The organism is Streptomyces griseosporeus (genome assembly GCF_014656055.1).
Taxonomy (GTDB): domain Bacteria; phylum Actinomycetota; class Actinomycetes; order Streptomycetales; family Streptomycetaceae; genus Streptomyces; species Streptomyces griseosporeus.
In genome coordinates, this window is record NZ_BNBR01000006.1 from 46,038 (window position 1) to 63,717 (window position 17,680).

14 protein-coding genes and 1 pseudogene are annotated in these 17,680 nt (G+C 72.2%); 4 read left to right on the forward strand and 11 right to left on the reverse strand.

What is annotated here, in order from left to right:
* Positions 1-2: 2 nt before the first annotated feature.
* Complete coding sequence (gene purE / locus IE308_RS26800; RefSeq protein WP_110628589.1) at positions 3-524, reverse strand: 5-(carboxyamino)imidazole ribonucleotide mutase; 522 nt, start codon at positions 522-524, stop codon at positions 3-5.
* Positions 521-1,660: a 5-(carboxyamino)imidazole ribonucleotide synthase gene (locus IE308_RS26805; protein WP_110628590.1), complete on the reverse strand. Its 1,140-nt coding sequence runs from the start codon at positions 1,658-1,660 to the stop codon at positions 521-523. Before IE308_RS26805 ends, purE begins: the two co-directional genes overlap by 4 nt.
* A gap of 143 nt (positions 1,661-1,803) precedes the next feature.
* Here IE308_RS26805 and IE308_RS26810 point away from each other — a divergent pair, with 143 nt between their 5' ends.
* Positions 1,804-2,331, forward strand: coding sequence for a GtrA family protein (locus tag IE308_RS26810; protein WP_190219897.1), 528 nt, complete (start codon positions 1,804-1,806; stop codon positions 2,329-2,331).
* Between the two features lie 32 nt (positions 2,332-2,363).
* On the opposite strand, the gene IE308_RS26815 is transcribed toward IE308_RS26810, so the two are convergent.
* Both IE308_RS26815 and IE308_RS26820 read right to left on the reverse strand, forming a co-directional pair.
* Positions 2,364-3,638: a sensor histidine kinase gene (locus tag IE308_RS26815; RefSeq protein ID WP_190219898.1), complete on the reverse strand. Its 1,275-nt coding sequence runs from the start codon at positions 3,636-3,638 to the stop codon at positions 2,364-2,366.
* Positions 3,639-3,682: 44 nt separating this feature from the next.
* Positions 3,683-4,360, reverse strand: a complete 678-nt coding sequence (locus tag IE308_RS26820; protein ID WP_020940464.1) for a response regulator transcription factor — start codon at positions 4,358-4,360, stop codon at positions 3,683-3,685.
* A 522-nt stretch (positions 4,361-4,882) separates the two neighbouring features.
* Between IE308_RS26820 and IE308_RS26825 the strand changes: the two genes are divergently transcribed.
* Positions 4,883-6,388: a peptide MFS transporter gene (locus IE308_RS26825; RefSeq protein ID WP_110628593.1), complete on the forward strand. Its 1,506-nt coding sequence runs from the start codon at positions 4,883-4,885 to the stop codon at positions 6,386-6,388.
* A 115-nt stretch (positions 6,389-6,503) separates the two neighbouring features.
* Here the strand turns inward: IE308_RS26825 and IE308_RS26830 are convergent, their stop codons facing one another.
* Positions 6,504-6,980 (reverse strand): ATP-binding protein, encoded by a 477-nt coding sequence (locus IE308_RS26830; protein WP_110628594.1) that lies wholly within the window; start codon positions 6,978-6,980, stop codon positions 6,504-6,506.
* Between the two features lie 338 nt (positions 6,981-7,318).
* A pseudogene (locus IE308_RS26835) lies at positions 7,319-7,681 on the reverse strand (STAS domain-containing protein); the annotation flags it as partial.
* 238 nt (positions 7,682-7,919) lie between these two features.
* On the opposite strand from IE308_RS26835, the gene IE308_RS26840 reads away from it, so the two are divergent.
* Both IE308_RS26840 and IE308_RS26845 read left to right on the forward strand, forming a co-directional pair.
* Positions 7,920-8,807, forward strand: a complete 888-nt coding sequence (locus tag IE308_RS26840; protein WP_110628595.1) for an RNA polymerase sigma factor SigF — start codon at positions 7,920-7,922, stop codon at positions 8,805-8,807.
* Positions 8,808-9,052: 245 nt separating this feature from the next.
* The gene (locus IE308_RS26845) at positions 9,053-10,639 is read left to right on the forward strand and encodes a ricin-type beta-trefoil lectin domain protein (protein ID WP_190219899.1); all 1,587 of its coding nucleotides are present in this window, start codon (positions 9,053-9,055) and stop codon (positions 10,637-10,639) included.
* A gap of 24 nt (positions 10,640-10,663) precedes the next feature.
* Here the strand turns inward: IE308_RS26845 and IE308_RS26850 are convergent, their stop codons facing one another.
* The 5 genes from IE308_RS26850 to hutU form a co-directional block, all read right to left on the reverse strand.
* Complete coding sequence (locus tag IE308_RS26850; protein ID WP_229909152.1) at positions 10,664-12,142, reverse strand: LamG domain-containing protein; 1,479 nt, start codon at positions 12,140-12,142, stop codon at positions 10,664-10,666.
* 120 nt (positions 12,143-12,262) lie between these two features.
* A complete protein-coding gene (hutI, locus tag IE308_RS26855; protein WP_190219900.1) occupies positions 12,263-13,438 on the reverse strand; it encodes an imidazolonepropionase in 1,176 nt (391 codons plus the stop codon).
* A gap of 20 nt (positions 13,439-13,458) precedes the next feature.
* A complete protein-coding gene (locus IE308_RS26860) occupies positions 13,459-14,796 on the reverse strand; it encodes a formimidoylglutamate deiminase (protein WP_190219901.1) in 1,338 nt (445 codons plus the stop codon).
* Positions 14,793-16,010: an allantoate amidohydrolase gene (locus IE308_RS26865; RefSeq protein ID WP_190219902.1), complete on the reverse strand. Its 1,218-nt coding sequence runs from the start codon at positions 16,008-16,010 to the stop codon at positions 14,793-14,795. Before IE308_RS26865 ends, IE308_RS26860 begins: the two co-directional genes overlap by 4 nt.
* Positions 16,007-17,671 (reverse strand): urocanate hydratase, encoded by a 1,665-nt coding sequence (hutU, locus tag IE308_RS26870; RefSeq protein ID WP_190219903.1) that lies wholly within the window; start codon positions 17,669-17,671, stop codon positions 16,007-16,009. The genes IE308_RS26865 and hutU overlap by 4 nt, the downstream gene beginning before the upstream one ends.
* Positions 17,672-17,680: the final 9 nt, after the last annotated feature.

Below are 17,680 nucleotides of genomic sequence, written 5' to 3' on the forward strand. Positions count from 1 at the left end.
GCTCACTTCCCGAATCCGAAGCCGCCCGACCCCTCGACCTTGGCCCGCAGCCGCTTGCCCTTCTCGGTGGCCTGGTCGTTGAGGTCCTGCTGGAACTCCTTCATGCGGCCCAGCAGCTCCTCGTCGTGGGCGGCGAGGATCCGGGCGGCCAGCAGGCCCGCGTTGCGCGCGCCGGCGACCGACACCGTGGCGACCGGGACACCGGCCGGCATCTGCACGATGGACAGCAGGCTGTCCATGCCGTCGAGGTACTTCAGCGGCACCGGCACGCCGATGACCGGCAGCGGGGTGACGGAGGCGAGCATGCCGGGCAGGTGGGCGGCGCCGCCCGCCCCGGCGATGATCACCTTCAGGCCGCGCTCGGCGGCCCGCTCGCCGTACGCGATCATCTCGCGCGGCATGCGGTGCGCGGAGACGACGTCGACCTCGTAGTCGATCTCGAACTCGTCGAGGGCCTTGGCGGCGGCCTCCATGACGGGCCAGTCGGAGTCCGACCCCATGACGATGCCAACAACGGGGCTCATTCGGTGATCGTGCCTCTCAGGTAACCGGCAGCGTGACGTGCGCGCTCGAGGACGTCGTCCAGGTCGTCGCCGTAGGTGTTGACGTGGCCCACCTTGCGGCCGGGCTTCACGTCCTTGCCGTACATGTGGATCTTCAGCTGCGGGTCACGGGCCATGCAGTGCAGGTACGCGGAGTACATGTCCGGGAAGTCGCCGCCGAGGACGTTGACCATGACCGTCCACGTGGCGCGCGGGCGGGGGTCGCCGAGCGGCAGGTCGAGGACGGCGCGGACATGGTTGGCGAACTGGCTGGTGATCGCGCCGTCCATGGTCCAGTGGCCGGAGTTGTGCGGGCGCATCGCCAGCTCGTTGACGAGGATGCGGCCGTCGCGGGTCTGGAACAGCTCGACGGCGAGGTGGCCGACGACGTCCAGTTCCTTGGCGATGGTCAGCGCCATCTGCTCGGCCTTCAGGGCGAGGGCCCCGTCCAGGCCGGGCGCCGGGGCGATCACGGTGTCGCAGACGCCGTTGACCTGCTGCGACTCCACGACCGGGTAGGCCACGGCCTGGCCGTGCGGGGAGCGGACCACGTTGGCGGCGAGTTCGCGGACGTAGTCGACCTTCTCCTCGGCGAGGACGGGGACGCCCGCCTTGAAGGGCTCCTCCGCCTCCTCGGCCGAGTCGACGACCCATACGCCCTTGCCGTCGTAGCCGCCGCGGACCGTCTTGAGGACGACGGGGAAGCCGTCGCCCTCGGCGGCGAACGCGGCCACGTCCGCCGGGTCCGAGACGATCCTGTGCCGTGGGCACGGCACACCGATCGAGCTGAGCTTCGCGCGCATCACGCCCTTGTCCTGGGCGTGCACGAGCGCGTCGGGGCCCGGGCGCACGGGGATGCCGTCCGCCTCCAGGGCCCGTAGGTGCTCGGTCGGGACATGCTCGTGATCGAAGGTGATCACGTCGCAGCCGCGCGCGAACTCGCGCAGCGTGTCCAGATCGCGATAGTCGCCTACGACGACATCGTTCACGACCTGCGCCGCGGAATCCTGAGGAGTGTCACTGAGGAGCTTGAACCTGATGCCCAGCGGGATGCCCGCCTCGTGTGTCATACGAGCGAGCTGGCCACCGCCGACCATGCCGACTACCGGGAACGTCACGCCCCTAGGGTATCGGCCGCGCGGCGGCCACCGTTTTCCGGCCGTTCAGGGGCTTGTGTGAGCGCTTGCCCCCGCCGTCGCGGAGCGGGGTGGTTAGCATGGCTGGGTTGACACATCCGCTACGGACGGGGGCCTGCTCGACCATGGGACAAGGGTCCTCCGGGCTGCACAGACTCACACACGAGATCGCCAAGTTCGGCGCCGTGGGTGCCTTCGGCATGGTGGTGAACTTCGCCGTCTCCAACGCGCTGTGGCATCTGACCAGCCTGCAGGCCGTCCGCGCCAACGTGATCGCCACCGTCGTGGCCATCGCCTGCAACTACATCGGCTTCCGCTACTTCACCTACCGTGACCGCGACAAGACCGACCGCACCCGCGAGATGATCCTCTTCCTCGCCTTCAGCGCGATCGGCCTGGTGATCGAGAACGGCATCCTGTTCGCCGCGATCTACGGCTTCGGCTGGGACAGCGCGATCGAGCGCAACGTCTTCAAGTTCCTCGGCATCGGCATCGCGACGCTGTTCCGGTTCTGGTCCTACCGCACCTGGGTGTTCCGGGCGCTTCCGGTGGCCGAACCCAAGGCCGAGACCCGGGCCGGGCAGGAGCCGGTGGCCGCCGACGAGCCGGTCCCCGCGCCCGCCCCGCCGGCGCGCCCCCGCCAGCGGGTCTGAGGCTTCTGAGCCTCCGAGGCTTCCGAGGCCTCTCACCGGACGGTGGGCTCGTCCTCCGGCTGCTTCTTGGCGGGCGGCGTGCGCGAGAGGAACAGCCCGAAGACCGCCGGGCTGGTCTGCAGCAGCTCCAGCCGGCCGCCGTCCGCCTCCGCGAGGTCCCGGGCGACGGCCAGGCCGATGCCCGTGGAGTTGCGGCCGCTGATGGTCCGCTCGAAGATCCGCGCCCCGAGGTCGGCGGGGACGCCGGGGCCCTCGTCGGTGACCTCGACGACGGCCTGGTTGCCGGTGACGCGGGTGCGCAGCGCGACCGTGCCGCCGCCGTGCATGAGGGAGTTCTCGATCAGCGCCGCCAGCACCTGCGCGACCGCGCCCGGGGTGCCCACGGCGTGCAGATGCCGCTTGCCGGAGCTGACGATGGCGCGGCCCGCGCTGCGGTAGGCGGGGCGCCACTCGGCGATCTGCTGCTGGATGACCTCGTCGAGGTCGAAGGTGACCGCGGAGCCGTTGCGCGGGTCGCGGGAGTTGGTCAGCAGCCGCTCGACGACGTCCGTGAGCCGCTCCACCTGCGTCAGCGCGACGTTCGCCTCCTCCTTCACCGTGTCCAGGTCGTCGGTGAGGGTGATCTCCTCCAGCCGCATCGACAGCGCGGTCAGCGGGGTGCGCAGCTGGTGGGAGGCGTCGGCGGCGAGCCGCCGCTCGGCGGTGAGCATCCGGCCGATGCGCTCGGCGGAGGCGTCCAGCACATCGGCGACCCGGTCCAGCTCGGGGACGCCGTAGCGCTTGTGGCGGGGGCGCGGGTCGCCGGAGCCGAGGCGTTCGGCGGTCTCGGCGAGGTCGGTCAGCGGGGAGGCGAGCCGGTTGGCCTGCCGGATGGCGAGCAGCACGGCGGCGATCACGGCGAGCAGCGCCACCAGCGCGATGATCAGCAGGGTCCGGCCGACCTCCTCGGTGACCGTGGAGCGCGGCTCCTCCACGACGACCGTCTCGCCCTGGTCGCCCCGGGCCGCCTTGGAGCGGATGACCTCGCCGGTGGGGCGGTCGCCGACCTCGATGGGCCGCTGCCCGGGCATCCGCACGACCGCGTACCGGTCCTGGGTGACCTGCCCGCGCAGGATGTCCTCGGTGACCTCCTCGCTGCTCAGCAGCCGGCTGTCGACGATGCTGGCCAGCCGCAGGGCCTCCAGGTCCACCCGTTCCTGGGCGCTGCTGCTGATCGTGCGGGTCTCGACGACCACCAGCGAGATCCCGAAGACGGCGATCACGACCAGGACGACGGCGAGGGTGGACTGGATGAGACGGCGGCGCATGTCCTGTTCCCCGCTGGGCCCGCGCGGGGCTCAGCTCTGCTCGGTCAGCTCTTCTCGAAGCGGAAGCCCACGCCGCGGACGGTGGCGATGTAGCGGGGGTTCGCGGCGTCGTCGCCCAGCTTCTTGCGCAGCCAGGAGATGTGCATGTCGAGGGTCTTGGTGGAGGACCACCAGGTGGTGTCCCAGACCTCGCGCATCAGCTGGTCGCGGGTGACGACCCGGCCGGCGTCGCGCACCAGCACCCGCAGCAGGTCGAACTCCTTCGCGGTGAGCTGCAGCTCCTCGTCGCCCATCCAGGCGCGGTGCGACTCGACGTCGATGCGCACGCCGTGGGTGGCGGGCGGCTGCTGCGGCTCGGCGGCGCCGCGGCGCAGCAGGGCCCGGACCCGGGCGAGCAGCTCGGCGAGGCGGAACGGCTTGGTGACGTAGTCGTCGGCGCCCGCGTCCAGCCCGACGACGGTGTCCACCTCGTCGGCGCGCGCGGTCAGGATGAGGATGGGGACGGTGTGGCCGTCGGCCCGCAGCCGGCGCGCGACCTCCAGACCGTCCATGCCGGGCAGCCCGAGGTCCAGCACGACCAGGTCGACGCCGCCCTGCATTCCGGCGTCGAGCGCGGTGGGGCCGTCCTCGCGCACCTCGACCTCGTACCCTTCCCGGCGCAGTGCGCGGGCCAGCGGCTCCGAGATGGACGCGTCGTCCTCGGCGAGCAGTACACGGGTCATGAGGTGATGGTAGTCCGCCCCGCAATGGCGCAGAGGTGTGATCGGAACGGGTGATTCTTACCTACGGAGAACCGGGTCATTCCGGACAGTGAAAGCACCCCTGGTTTGGTACGGACCTGTAGTCGTGTGATGTCATCCTGGTGATGACCTTAGAAATCAGGCGTACGGTTCCTTGATCGCCTGTGATCCATGTCTCAAGTCCTTCCATATCCGGCACTGTCCTGCCGTATGGTGAATCAACGCCTGTAGCACCGCGGGGACCTTTGGCGACGACTTGACGCTGAAGGTCTTCTTTGTGTGCGGGCCGGCCCAGGCCGGCCTCGAAAGGAATGACCTGTGGCCGGGCCCCGGCGCGAGAACGCGACCGGTGGCGTGGATCCCGGTGGTCGCCGTCCCCCGCTCCGCGACCCGGAGCGGACTCCCCTCGGGCGTGGGGGTGGACGTGCCGGCCGTGCCGGTGCCGGCCGCCCCCCACCGGGCGCGCAACGCTCCATCGCGCGTCCCGACCAGCAAGGAACGACCATGGCGTCCAGCCTGACGAAGGCCTCGGTCACCCCGGGCACCCCCGGTTCCGAGAAGACCTTCTTCGGCCACCCCCGCGGACTGGCCACCCTCTTCATGACCGAGATGTGGGAGCGGTTCTCCTACTACGGCATGAGGGCTCTGCTCCCGCTGTACCTGGTCGCCCCGAGCGGCCTGCACATGAACGCCGGCACGGCGTCCGCGATCTACGCGGTCTACCTGTCGCTCGTGTACCTGCTCGCCCTCCCCGGCGGCTGGGTCGCGGACCGCTTCCTCGGCCCCCGCAAGACGGTCGCGGCCGCGGGCCTGATCATCATGCTCGGCCACCTGTGCCTGGCCCTGCCGGCCGCCGCGAGCTTCTTCGTCGGCCTGGGCCTGGTCGCCATCGGCTCCGGTCTGCTGAAGGCCAACATCTCCACGATGGTCGGCCATCTGTACGACGGCCCCGAGGACCCGCGCCGCGACGGCGGCTTCACGATCTTCTACATCGGCATCAACCTGGGCGCCTTCGTCGCCCCGCTGGCCATCGGCACGGTCGGTGAGAAGGTCAACTGGCACTTCGGCTTCGCGCTGGCCGCGCTCGGCATGGCGCTGGGCCTGGCCCAGTTCCTGCTCGGCAGCCGCCACCTGAGCGCGAAGAGCAGCCTGGTCCCGACGCCGCTGTCGGCCCAGGAGAAGGCCGCCAGCCTGCGCAAGGGCGCCTTCTGGCTGGCCGTCGCCGCGGTCTTCTACGGCGTCGTCGGCTTCACCGGCCACTTCACCCTGAACTGGGCGCTGATCCCGCTGACCCTCGTCGGCCTGATCGTGCCGATCCTGGTCATCGCCCGGATGCTGCGCGACAAGGACCTGGACACCACCGAGAAGTCCAAGGTGCGGGCGTACATCTGGTTCTTCGTCGCCGCCGCCGTCTTCTGGATGATCTACGACCAGGGCGGTTCGACGCTGTCGCTGTTCGCCGACAGCAGCGCCGAGAACTCGGTCCTCGGCTGGGAGTTCCCGGTCTCCTGGTACCAGTCGGTCAACCCGGTCATGATCATGGCCCTGGCGCCGGTCTTCGCCTGGCTGTGGCTGTGGCTGAACCGCCGCGGCAAGGAGCCGAGCACGATCGTGAAGTTCGCCTCCGGCCTGGTGCTGGTCGGCGCGTCCTTCTTCCTCTTCCTCGCCCCGCTGTCGATCGCCGAGGGCGGTCACAAGGCCGCGGCGATGTGGCTGGTCGGCATCTACTTCGTGCAGACCGTCGGTGAGCTGACGCTGTCGCCGGTGGGTCTGTCCGTGACCACCAAGATGGCGCCGAAGAAGTACGCCTCGCAGATGATGGGCGTCTGGTTCCTCGCGGTCACCGCGGGCGACTCGGTCACCGCGCTGCTGTCGAACCCGGCCGTCGGCGGGGTCAACCTCGACCGGATGGGCTTCGTCGCCCTGGAGGCCGTCCTCGCGGTCGTCGCCGGTGCGGCGGTGTGGATGTACCGCCGGAAGGTGAACGCCCTGATGGGCAACGTCCGCTGACGTGACCCGAGGCTGAGCCGCACGACAGAGGCCGCCGTACCCGTGTGGGTACGGCGGCCTCTGCGCGTCTGCGTATTGCGTTTCTGCCCGGCGCGGGAGCCCCGGGCCCCTCGTCTCAGGCCGGAGCCCCCAGCTCCGCCCACACCGTCTTGCCGGCCACGCCCGGGGTGCGCACGACGCCCCAGTCCAGGCAGAGCCGCTGCACGATGAACATGCCGTGGCCGCCGGGACGGCCCGCGCGGTGCGGGGTGCGGGGGGCCGGCTGGCCGGTGCCGCGGTCGGAGACCTCGACCCGGATCACCTTGTTGTCGCAGGAGATCTCCATCGTCTCCGGCCCCTCGGCGTGCAGGCAGGCGTTGGTGACCAGCTCGGAGACGACGAGCAGCACGTCCTCGGCGGCCGCCCGCTGGTCGGCGGTGGCCGCGGGCAGCCAGCCCCACGCGTACAGCGCCTGCCGGGCGAAGTCGCGGGCGAGCGGTACGACACCGCTCTGGCCGCCGAGGCTCAGCGTGCGAACCTGACGGCCCGACGACGCGCCGGAAGCGCCGCTGGGCTCGGGAGAGCCCGGCGAGTAGGGCCGGGTGGTGCTCATCAGCGCTTCACCTCACCGATTCACCAGTGCAGGACGGAAAAGTCGGGATGCCGCGGCGGCGGGGGCCAAGGCTGTCCAGGATGTCTCCTGCCCGACGGGACGGAGGGAACACCCCTTGGTTCGCCGCGGCGTGCGGGACGGGGCGGGGCATGCGGGGCGCACGGGGCGCGCCGCCCGGTCGCGGGGCACGGCGCACACCGTGGGGGCGGGGAGCGTCAGTCGTCCTCATCGGCCGCTGAGGCGTCGTCGGTGCCGGGGCCCACGGGGGCCTCGGCGGCGGTCTCCTGCGTCCCCTGCGCCTCTTGCGGCCCGTGGGTCCCACCGGCCCCTTCGGGCGCGGCCAGGGCGGCCTCGACGGTGTCGTGGACGGTGAAGACCGCCTCCGCACCGGTGATCTCGAACACCCGGGCGACCACGGGCTGCATGCCCGCCAGATGGACCCCGCCGCCCGCGGCCTCCGCCTTCAGACGGGCCCCGAGGAGCACGTTCAGGCCGGTGGAGTCGCAGAAGTCCAGCCGGGCGCAGTCCACGACCAGGCGGCTGAAGCCCTTGGCGAGGCAGTCGTCGAGTGGTTCGCGCAGCAGCTCGGCCGTGTGGTGATCCAGCTCACCCGCGGGGGTCACGACGGCACTGGAGCCCTCTTCCCGCACCTCCACCAGAAGCCGGCCCGACTGGGCGCTGCCGACCGTCCCGCGGTCCATGCCGTCTCTCTCTCCCGAGGTCGTGCCTGTGAATGACGCCCTCGAACACTACGCCTTCTGTACGTGCTCCGACAGCCGAACAACCACCCGCAAACGGACATTTCCGAACGAATCGCACTTGCGGTGGGCTCAGGAAAGCGGGTAGGGCTAGTAGAGACACGTACCCGACACGGCCGGCTTTGGAGGCGCCGCACACCGCAGTGCACGTACTGGCTTCGGCAGCCATATGCCGAGAACGATGGAGGACATCATGTCACCCCGGCTCGACGCCTCGCATACCCGGACGACGACGTCGACAACCCCTCCGGACGACATTCTTTCCGAACTCGGACTTCCGGACATACCCCCTTACGAGGAAGTCGGCGCCGTGGACGCGCGGGCCCTCTCCAAGACCCTCTTCGAGCGGCTGGAAGCCCTCCAGGAAGGCACGCACGAGTACTCGTACGTCCGCAACACCCTCGTCGAACTGAACCTCGCGCTCGTCAAGTTCGCCGCCTCCCGCTTCCGCTCCCGCAGCGAGCCGATGGAGGACATCATCCAGGTCGGCACCATCGGCCTGATCAAGGCGATCGACCGGTTCGAGCTGTCCCGCGGTGTGGAGTTCCCCACGTTCGCGATGCCGACCATCATCGGCGAGATCAAGCGCTTCTTCCGCGACACCTCCTGGTCCGTGCGCGTCCCGCGCCGCCTGCAGGAACTGCGCCTGGACCTGGCCAAGGCCGGCGACGAGCTGGCCCAGAAGCTGGACCGCGCGCCCACCGTGGCGGAGCTGGCCGAGCGCCTCGGCATCAGCAACGACGAGGTCGTCGAGGGCATGGCCGCCTCCAACGCCTACACCGCCTCCTCGCTCGACGCGCAGCCCGAGGAGGACGACTCCGAGGGCGCCCTCGGCGACCGCATCGGCTACGAGGACCACGGGCTCGAAGGCATCGAGTACGTCGAGTCGTTGAAGCCGCTGATCGCCGAACTCGCGCCCCGCGACCGCAAGATCCTCTCGCTGAGGTTCGTCGCGGGCATGACCCAGTCGGAGATCGGCGAGGAACTCGGCATCTCCCAGATGCACGTCTCGCGCCTGCTCTCCCGGACCCTGGTACGGCTGCGCAAGGGGCTCACCGTCGAGGAGTGAGCGCCGGCGTTCCGCGCCTGTCCCGCACCCGGTCTTCCACGCCCGGTGTTCCGCGTCCGACCCGCAGGTCGGCGGAGCGCCGGGCGCGGCGCTGTGCGCCTCCGGCACGGGCGGCGCGCAGGTTACCGCAGGAAACGTCTTTCGCGGGATCCCCTCATCCCGCCGGCATGCACTACGGTCACCCCCCAACCCGCCGGTAAGTCGGCAACCGGCCGGGGTCGTTGCGGGCGAACGTGGAGGCGTGGATGGCAGGGGCCGAGGGAACCGAGGATGCGCGAGGCGCCTCCCCCGAGGGCGACGGCGCGTCGTACGCGGACGTCTCCGACGCCCGCCTCGCCGAGCTGCTGCGCGCCCGCACCGCCACCGCCTACCCGGCCCTGCGCGAGCTGCGCCGGCGCCACCACGCGCGCGTGCTCGGCTACGCCCGGCTGTGCGCCGCGAGCGACTCCGCGGCACGGCAGCTGACGGCGGAGGTCTTCACCCGCGCGGCCAAGGAGGCGGCGCGCGGCATCGACCCGCCGGTGCCCTGGCGCCACCACCTGTTGCGGTCCGTCCTGGAGACGGCGGCCGAGTGGGCGCGCGACGAGCGGTCCCGCGGGCTCGACCCGGGCCTGCTGCTGGTGCTGAGCACGGCCGGCCAGGTGCCCGCCTCGCCCATGCTGACGGCGTTCCAGGGCCTGACGAGCCGGACCCAGGGCCTGATCTGGTACGGCACCGTGGAGGAGCGTCCCGTGGACCGCACGGCGCTGCTGCTGGGCATGACCCCGGCCGACGTGGCGTACGGCAGGTCGGCGGCGCTGAAGAGCCTCGCCCAGGCCTGTCTGCGGCACCGTCTCGCCGCCTCCCCCGACCCGGACTGCGCGGACTTCCGCCGGCTCATCGAGGAGTCGGTACGGCCGGACGCCCCGCGGCACAGCGCCGACCTGCACGCCCACATGACCCGCTGCGGCCACTGCACGGCCGCCCACCAGGAGCTGTGCGACCTGCGCGACACGCCCCGCACGGCACTGGCCGAGGGGCTGCTCGGCTGGGCGGGCACCGCCTACGTACGCGAGCCGGAGCCGGAGCCGGTGACGCGCGGGCCCCGGCTGCCCGAGCACCCCTGGCGGCCCTCCCGGCGCGTCGCCCTCGCCTCCACGGCGCTCGGAGTGGCCCTCGCGCCGCTGCTCGTCCTGCTGCTGACGCCAAGTCAGCAGGCGCCGCAACGCGCGTCGCACACGCTGGCGCCGACGGTGAGCGCGCGCCCCAGCGCGCCACCGAGCGCGCCGGTGCCGAGCCCGTCGCCGACGCCGTCGCCCTCCCCGACGCGGTCCTCCGCGCCGCCCTCGCCGTCGCCGTCCCCGACCCGCCGGAAGCCGTCGCCGACGCCCACGCCACCCCCGAAGCCCCGGCCGACGCCGTCGCCCTCCCCCACGCCGTCACCGCCGGACGGCACCTCCGCGCAGGTCGTGAACGTGGCCACCGGGCTGTGCCTGGACGTCCGCGACGGCTGGTTCGACAGGGGCACGGACGTCGTCACCGCGCCCTGCACGTCCTCGCCCACCCAGCGCTGGCGCTACGACGCCGGCCGACGCGCCCTGCAGTCGTCCGCCGACCCGGAGTTCTGCCTGGACAGCCGGGGCGACGTGGACCGCGGCGTCGGGATCTGGACGTGCTCCTCGTTGGACGGCCGCAACGGCGACAACCTGCGGTTCGACATCGACGGCGACGGGGTGATCCGTCCCGTCATCGCCCCGTGGACGGCGGTCACCGCGTACGGGCGGGGGAACGGCGTGTGGCTGGCGGACGCCTACGGGGGCGCCGTACAGCGGTGGCGGGCGGGAGCGCGCTGAGCCCCCGCCCGTACCCGGGTCCCGTCAGACCAGGCGGGCCGCGGCGATCGGCCGGGAGGAGACCGACAGGTTCTCCGCCGTCGTCTTGCTGGTGTTGACGCTCCACCGGTACCGGGAGAACTCGCCGGTGGAGTCGGAGGCGTAGAACATCATGTGTCCGATGCCGGCGCCCTGCAGGCTCTCGCCCTCGACGTTGCTGACCATGCGGGTGTCCGGGTAGGTCGTGTAGTTGGGGTAGCCGTACACGCCGTGCGGGTCGGAGGTGCAGTCGACGATCTCGACGGCGTACTGCGTCTCGCCGGTGAAGACGCCCGAGCCGCTGAACGTGCCCTTGACCTCGCGGACCATGACGATGTGTCCGGTGTTGCCCTCGACCTGGCCGTTGTAGTCGATCGCGATGATGTCGCCCGGGCGCAGGTCGGTGACCTTGCGGATGCGGCGGAAACGCGGGCCGGCCGTGCCGTTCAGGAAGGCCTTGCAGTAGTCGGCGGCCTCCGGGATGGTGTCCTGGAAGTACGTCGAGAAGTAGTCGTCCGTCGCCCAGCCGTAGGTGTGCTTGAGCACCCGGGTGAGGAAGGACGAGCAGCGGGACCGGTTGATCCAGCTCGTCAGGTCGTCGGGCGTCCCCCACACCACCGAGGACGGCGAGCCGATCAGGTAGACGTTGTTCTCGCGGGCCGTCTTCCCGCTGACGACGCCGATCTCCTGGGCGGTCAGCGCCCGGGAGTAGACGCGGACGTCGTCCACCGCGCCCTGGAAGAAGTTCACGTACGCGCCGTTCCAGCGCGCCCGGCCCACGTTGAGGCCCGAGGTCGCCGCCCAGGACAGGGTCGTGTCGGCGCTGCCCTTCAGCTCGCCGCCGACGTACAGCTGGACGCGGGTGCCGTCCCACACGCCGGTCAGATGCGTCCACACGCCCCGCTGGGCCGGGGCGGTGTCCACGGCGGACACCTTGCTGCTCTGGTCGGCGCTGCGCACCTTGAACGCCCAGGTGCCGACGGTGTCGTCGTACTGGAGCAGGAAGCGGCTGGCCGTCGTGCCGTCCTGGCTGACCGCCGTCTGCATCGCGGTCGTGCTCGCGTCGGCGGCGAGCCGCACCCACGCCGAGACCGTGAACGGGGCGGTGGTGTCCAGCACGGAGGCGGTGGCCGCGTACCCGGTCTGCCCGTCCAGCGTCAGCTCGCCGCCGGCCCGCAGCGTCGTCCAGGACGCGCCGGTGCCGAGGGTGAGCGGGTGGGCGCCGCCCGAGCGGTCGGCGCCGCTGCCGTCCAGCGGCCAGTGACCGGCCAGGCCGACGGGCAGGTGACCGGCGGCGAGCATGCGCTGGTACTGCACCATCCGCTCGGCCTCCGCCAGATGCGGCACGGTGACCGGCGTGAACGGTGTGTCCAGCGGCGCCTCGGCCGCCGCCGTGCCGGCGCTCTGCACCACACCCGCCAGCGCGCCCGCGCCCACGAGCGCCGCCGACCCCAACAACCCACGTCTGCTGACCAGTCCGGCCATCCCGCCGCCCCTCCCTGTCGGCCCGGTCCCCTGACCAGTCCGTTCGACGATCTTCGATGATCGGGGGGAGTCTGCCATACGGCCGAACAGCTGAGCGACAGCATGGAGTGGGGGTGGTGCTCAGACCTCTCGGACGCCGCGCCGCCAGACCCCCGCCACCAGGGGGACGCCCGGCCGGTACGCCAGGTGGACATGGCTCGGCGCGTCCAGCAGGAGGAGGTCCGCGCGGGCGCCCGGGCTCAGCCGGCCGATGTCGGTGCGGCGCAGCGCGGCCGCCCCGCCGGCCGTGGCCGACCACACCGCCTCGTCCGGGGTCATCCCCATGTCCCGCACGGCCAGGGCGATGCAGAACGGCACGGAGGAGGTGAACGACGAGCCCGGGTTGCAGTCGGTGGACAGGGCGACGGTGGCCCCGGCGTCCAGGAGCCTTCGCGCGTCGGGCCACTCGGCGCGGGTGGAGAACTCGGCGCCGGGGAGCAGGGTGGCGACCGTCGCGCTGTGGGCGAGGGCGTCCACGTCCGCGTCGGTGAGGTGCGTGCAGTGGTCGGCGCTGGCCGCGTCCAGCTCGACCGCGAGCTGCACACCGGGGCCGTAGGAGAGCTGGTTGGCGTGGACGCGCGGGTGCAGGCCCCTCGCCTTGCCGGCGGTGAGGATCGCGCGGGCCTGGTCGCCGTCGAAGGCACCCTTCTCGCAGAAGACGTCGATCCAGCGGGCGTACGGCGCGCAGGCGTCGAGCATCTCGCCGGTGACCAGGGCGACATAGGCGGCCGGGTCGTCGGCGTGGTCCGGGGAGACGATGTGCGCGCCGAGGTAGGTGACCTCCTCCGTGTGCCGGGACGCGATGCGCAGGGCGCGGGACTCGTCCTCGACCGTCAGGCCGTAACCCGACTTGGTCTCGAAGGTGGTGGTGCCCTGGCGCAGCGCCTCGTCCAGGTAGCGGGTGAGGTTGGCCTCCAGTTCCGCGTCGCTCGCGGCGCGGGTGGCGGCGACGGTGGTGCGGATGCCGCCCGCGGTGTAGGAGCGGCCGGACATCCGGGCGTTGAACTCCTGCGTCCGGTCCCCGGCGAAGACCAGGTGCGAGTGGGAGTCGACGAAGCCCGGGATCACCGCCCGTCCGCCGGCGTCGACCCGGTTGTCAGTGGCGGGTGCTTTGCTTGACTCACCGGTCCACACGACGCGGTCGCCCTCGATGACGACGGCCGCGTCCTGGATCAGTCCGAGGGGTGAGTGGTCGCCGAGGGAGGGGTCGTTGGTGACGAGTGTGGCGATGTCGGTGATGACGGTGCTGCTGCTCATGGCGTCCTCGTGGCTTCTCGTCAGGCCCGCAGGTCTGCCACGGCCCGCGCGAGGGCCTGCGGCACGTCCGGTACGAGCCGGTGGTGTCCGTCGCGTACGACGTGCCGTCCGCCCACGACGGTGTGCCGTACGTCCGCTGCCGTCGCGGCGAATACGGCCGTCTCGGCGCCGAGCCGGGGCAGCGGGCCCGCTGTCCTGACCGAGTCGAGTGCGACCGTCGTGAAGTCGGCGAGGGCGCCGGGCTCCAGGGTGCCCGCCTCCTCCCAGCCGAGGGCGGCGTGGCCGTCGGCGCCGGCGGCGCGCAGCAGGGCGGCGGCCGTCCAGTGGCCGCGGGTGCGGGTGCGCAGCCGCTCGTTCAGCTCCATCGCGCGCGCCTCCTCGAACAGGTCGATGACGGCGTGGCTGTCGGAGCCGAGGGAGAGCGGCGAGCCGGCCCGCTGGAGGGCGACGGCGGGGCCGATGCCGTCGGCGAGGTCGCGCTCGGTGGTGGGGCACATGCAGGTGCCGGTGCCGGAGCCGCCGAGCAGGGCGATGTCCTCGTCGGTGAGGTGCGTGTTGTGCACGCCGGTGGTGCGCGGGCCGAGCACGCCGTGGTCGGCGAGCAGCCGGGTGGGCGTGCGGCCGTGGGCGGCCAGGCAGGCGTCGTTCTCGGCGGTCTGCTCGGACAGGTGCACGTGCAGCGGGGCCCGCCGCTCCTCGGCCCAGGCGGCGACGGTGGCGAGCTGGCCGGCGGGGACCGCCCGCACCGAGTGGATCGCCGTCCCGATCCGGGCGTGATCGTGTTCCTTGAGAAGTGAACAGCGTGCGGCCCAGTCCTCCGCGCTGCCGTCGGAGAAGCGCTGCTGGTGCCGGTTCGGGGCCTCGCCGAAGCCGGCGGAGAGATAGCAGGTGTCGAGGAGGGTGATCCGGATCCCGGCCTCGGCGGCGGCCGCGATCAGCGCCTCGCCCATGGCGTTGGGGTCGGCGTAGGGGGTGCCGCCGGGGGCGTGGTGCACGTAGTGGAACTCGCCGACGGCCGTGACGCCGGCGAGGGCCATCTCGGCGTACACCGCGCGGGCGAGCGCGTGGTAGGTGTCGGGGGTGAGCCGGTCGGCGACGGAGTACATCACCTCGCGCCAGGTCCAGAAGGTGCCGGAGCCGACCTGGACGGTGCCGCGCAGGGCGCGGTGGAAGGCGTGGCTGTGGGCGTTGGCCAGCCCGGGCAGCGTCAGTCCGCGCAGCACCTCGGCGCCGGGCGGCGGCGCGTCCACGCCCTCGCGGACGGCGGTGATGCGGCCGTCCGCGACGTCGAGGGCGACGCCCGGCTCGACCCGGTCGCCGAGCCAGGCGTGTTCCAGCCAGTAGGTCCCCTTGGTCACCGGCAGGCCAGTCCTTCCAGTACGTCGGCGAGTGCGCGCACCCCGGCCACGCAGTCGTCCTCGGCGGCGGACTCGGCCGGGGAGTGCGAGACACCGGTGGGGTTGCGTACGAACAGCATGGCGGTCGGGATGCTCCCGGACAGGATCCCGGCGTCGTGTCCCGCGCCGGTGCCCAGCACGGGGACGGTGAGGCCGGTGTCCGTGCCGAGGATGCGGGCGAGTTCGTCGCGCAGGGCGTGGTCGAACTCGACGACGGGGGTGAAGGACTCCCGGACGACGTCCAGGTCGATGCCGTGGGCGTCGGCGTACTCCCGGGCGGCCTTCTCGATGCCGCCGACGACGGTGTCGAGGGTGTGCTGCTCGGGGGCGCGGGAGTCGAGCCAGCCGCGCACGAGGGAGGGGATGGCGTTGACGCCGTTCGGCTCGACGGAGATCTTGCCGAAGGTGGCGACGGCACCGGCGAGTTCGGCCTCCCGGCGGGCGGCGAGCACGGTCTCGGCGTACGACAGCATCGGGTCGCGGCGGTCGGCGAGCCGGGTGGTGCCGGCGTGGTTGGCCTCGCCGCGGAAGTCGAACCGCCAGCGGCCGTGCGGCCAGATGGCGCTGGCGACGCCGACGGCGTTCCCGGTGAGGTCGAGGGCGCGGCCCTGTTCGACGTGGAGTTCGACGAACGCGCCGATGCGGGCGAGCCGTTCGGGGTCCGGCCCGATGGCGTCCGGGTCGTGGCCGGCACTCTCCATGGCCTGCGCGAGGGTGACGCCGTCGCCGTCGGTGAGCCGGTGGGCCTGCTCGCGGGTGAGTTGTCCGGCGGTGAGGCGGGAGCCGACGCAGGCGAGGCCGAACCGGGCGCCCTCCTCGTCGCCGAAGTTCACCAGCGCGAGGGGCTTGGTGAACCGCGCTCCCCGGTGGCGCAGTTCGTCGAGGGCGGCGAAGGAGGACACCACGCCGAGGGGGCCGTCGAACGCGCCGCCGTCGGGGACGGAGTCCAGGTGGGAGCCGGTGACGACGGCGTCCCCGGCGGTGGGGTCGCCGAGCCAGGCCCACTGGTTGCCGTTGCGGTCGACCTCGTAGGCCAGCCCGCGGGCCTCGGCCTGCTCACGGAACCAGGCCCGGCAGTCGGCGTCGGCGGCGGTCCAGGCGTAGCGGCGGTAGCCGCCGGAGGCGGAGCTGCGGCCGACCGGCAGCAGCTCCGCCCACATGCTGTGGAAACTCAACGCTCGTCACCCTCGCGCATGGGCACCCGGACGCCGCGCTGCTCGGCGACCGACTCGGCGATGTCGTACCCGGCGTCCACGTGCCGGATGACGCCCATGCCGGGGTCGTTGGTGAGGACGCGGCGGATCTTCTCCCCGGCGAGCGGGGTGCCGTCGGCGACGGTGACCTGGCCGGCGTGGATGGAGCGGCCCATGCCGACGCCGCCGCCGTGGTGCAGGGACACCCAGGAGGCGCCGGAGGCCACGTTGACCATGGCGTTGAGCAGCGGCCAGTCGGCGATGGCGTCGGAGCCGTCGAGCATGGCCTCGGTCTCCCGGTAGGGGGAGGCGACGGAGCCGCAGTCGAGGTGGTCGCGGCCGATGACGATCGGCGCGGCCAGCTCACCGGAGGCGACCATGTCGTTGAACCGCTCGCCGGCCTTGTCGCGCTCGCCGTAGCCGAGCCAGCAGATGCGGGCGGGCAGGCCCTGGAAGTGGACGCGCTCGCCGGCCATCTTGATCCAGCGGGCCAGCGACTCGTTCTCCGGGAAGAGGTCGAGGATCGCCTTGTCGGTCTTGGCGATGTCGGCCGGGTCGCCGGACAGCGCGGCCCAGCGGAAGGGGCCCTTGCCTTCGCAGAACAGCGGGCGGATGTAGGCGGGGACGAAGCCGGGGAAGGCGAAGGCGCGGTCGTAACCGGCGAGCTGGGCCTCGCCGCGGATGGAGTTGCCGTAGTCGAAGACCTCGGCACCGGCGTCCATGAAGCCGACCATCGCTTCGACGTGCCGGGCCATGGACTCGCGGGCGCGGGTGGTGAACCCGGCCGGGTCCTTGGCGGCGGCGTCGGCCATGTCCTCGAAGGCGACGCCGAGCGGCAGGTAGGACAGCGGGTCGTGGGCGGAGGTCTGGTCGGTGACGATGTCGATGGGCGCGCCCATGGCGAGCAGCTGCGGGACCAGCTCGGCGGCGTTGCCGAGGACGCCGATGGACAGCGGCCTGCGCTGGTCGCGGGCCTCGGTGGCGAGCTGGAGCGCGTGGTCGAGGGAGTCGGCCCGCACGTCCAGGTAGCGGTGCTCGATGCGGCGGTCGATGGCGCGTGGGTCGCAGTCGATGCAGATCGCCACGCCGTCGTTCATCGTCACGGCCAGCGGCTGGGCGCCGCCCATGCCGCCGAGGCCGGCGGTGAGGGTGATCGTGCCGGCGAGGGTGCCGCCGAACTTCTTCGCGGCGACGGCGGCGAAGGTCTCGTAGGTGCCCTGCAGGATGCCCTGGGTGCCGATGTAGATCCAGGAGCCGGCGGTCATCTGGCCGTACATGGTCAGGCCGAGCTGCTCCAGGCGGCGGAACTCCTCCCAGTTGGCCCAGTCGCCGACCAGGTTGGAGTTGGCGATGAGGACGCGCGGGGCCCACTCGTGGGTCTGCATGACGCCGACCGGGCGGCCGGACTGCACGAGCATCGTCTCGTCGGCCTTCAGGCCCTGCAGGGTGCGGACCATCGCGTCGAAGGAGCGCCAGTCGCGGGCGGCCTTGCCGGTGCCGCCGTAGACGACGAGCTTGTCGGGGTGCTCGGCGACCTCGGGGTCGAGGTTGTTCTGGAGCATGCGCAGGGCGGCCTCCTGCTGCCAGCCCTGGGCGCTCAGCTCGGTGCCGCGCGGTGCTCGTACGGGGCGGGGTCCCGACATCGTCTGCCT